1 protein-coding gene is annotated in these 2,040 nt (G+C 67.8%); it reads right to left on the minus strand.

The genetic code is table 11. The features are described 5' to 3' along the window. Window positions 1-2,040 (minus strand): hypothetical protein (locus VGR06_RS19345; RefSeq protein WP_327560500.1); only part of this gene is annotated, 2,040 nt, incomplete at both ends.

Here is a 2,040-nt window from a genome sequence, read left to right on the forward strand (position 1 = left end):
TCGCTCCTTCATACATCTCGCGGGAGAGAGTGGCCAGCTGGGCGAGGCTCGTGGCAGGAGTTCTAACCCGCGGATCCAGCCGCAGCACGAGGGGCTGGCGCAGGCTCTTGCCGCCGACGGTCAGCCGCACCGTGTAGCTCCCAGAAGGCGCCCAGGGGGCATTGGCCACCGTGTACGTTCGGTGCGGCACGGCGCCGATGGCCTCCCCTCCTGCTCCGCCTTCGGCGATGGGTGCGTAGCGGAGATCCCAGCCGAAGCGGTGCATTCCCGCCTCTGCCGAAAGCGGCATCGCGGGGGCGGGCCAGTAGAGCGGAAGGCCGCAATGCGGAGCGGAGGGATTCTGCTGGCAAAGCTTGTTATAGGCTTCGGGGTCGCGGGCGGGATCGGGTGGAACCGGATCGCTGCTCGAGTAGCCACGCACCAGCTTGCCGGCCGCATCGAGGATCTCGAGCGTGACAGGTCCGGCCGCGGCCGCGGGCAGGTAGTAATCGAGAATCGCCCCGGGAGGCGGATTCTCTCCGGCCGGTAGTTCCGGCGGCCACGGCGTGGGATCGTTGGCGGCAAAGCGAACCCGCAGCGCCGGGGCGGGCTTGAAGAGGTAGGCCGACCCCGCGGTCCTTGCGGCTTGCGCTTCCGCGGCTTGCCGCAGCGGAGTGATGTCGTCGAGAATCCAGAAGCCGCGGCCGTGGGTCCCAGCCACCAGATCAGCGCAAAGGCAGCTGCTGTCATCCTTCACTTGGATGTCGCGCACCGAGATCGCCGGCATGTCGAGCCGGAGCGACTGCCAGTGGTCACCGTCATCGAAGGAGACCCAGACCTGGGTGTCGGTGGCGGCGTAGAGCAGACCCTTTATCCTGGGATCCTCGCGAATCGAATTAGAGACCGCGCCGGGGGCGATGCCGTTGTTGATCTCGGTCCAGCTCTTGCCACCGTCGTGGGTGCGCCAGAAATGCGGGTTCGCATCGTCGATCCGGAGGGTGTTCGCGGCGGCGTAGGCGGTGAGCGGATCGAAGTGGCCGGCCTCGAGGTTGAAAATGCGGGTCCAGGGCTTGAGGGTCGCCGGCGTGACGTTGCTCCACTTCACGCCGCCGTCCATGGTGACCTGAAGGTTCCCGTCGTCGGTCCCCGCCCAGATGAGATTGACGCTCCGGACGGAGGGCGCGAGCGCCGTGATCGTACCCTGCGGAGCAGGGGTCACTCCGCTGGCATACTTGCCGGCGCTCGCGGGCACATCCCAGCTCTGCCGCGCCAGATCGGGACTGACGCGGGTCCAGCTATGGGCGCGGTCGGTGGTCTTCCAGACGACGTTGGAGGCATAGAAGAGCGTGTTAGGGTCCGCCGGTGACCAGGCCAGGGGCATGGTGCGCACATTGCGGCTATAGACCTCGCCATGGGGGCCGCGTGCGCTCAGGTCGGGGCCCACCAGTGTGGTCTGGCCGGTCCTGCGGTTGTAGAGCGATACGTTGCTGCGCTGGCCGCCATATACCATGTCGGGGTCCTTGGGATCCGGCGCGGCCATGCCGTATTCCTGGATATTGACCGGATGCCAGTCGTGGAAGGTGATCTCGCCGTCCATCGAGCGGCTGTCCACACAGGCAGAGCCGGAGTCCTGCTGCCCGCCACAGAGCCGGTAGGGGAACGCGTTATCGGCAGTGACGTGATACATCGCCGCGGTGGGCTGCGTGTACCAGTTGCTCCACGACCTGCCGCGGTTGGCGGAGATCACGGCGCCCTGGTCCGACACCGCGAGGAGGATGCTGGGGTTGTTCGGATTGATCCAGGCCTTCTGGTAGTCGTCGCCGCCGGGCGCGCCGCGCACCGCCGACCAGGTGAGACCGCCATCTTCGGTGCGCCAGAACACCGTGGAGGCGCTGTAGACGACGTTCTCGTTCCTGGGGTCCACCGCGAGGGTCGGCAGGTCGCCGCCGCCGATCCGGCCGAGGGGGCGGGGATCGGGCGGGCGCACCGGGGTGCCCGCCTGCGGGTTAGGGCCCTGGACCGCGAGGTACCAGTGCTCGCCGGCGTCGCTGGACTTGTAGA

Source organism: Actinophytocola sp., from assembly GCF_036002505.1.
In the GTDB taxonomy this organism is placed as follows: Bacteria; Actinomycetota; Actinomycetes; order Mycobacteriales; family Pseudonocardiaceae; genus DASYTH01.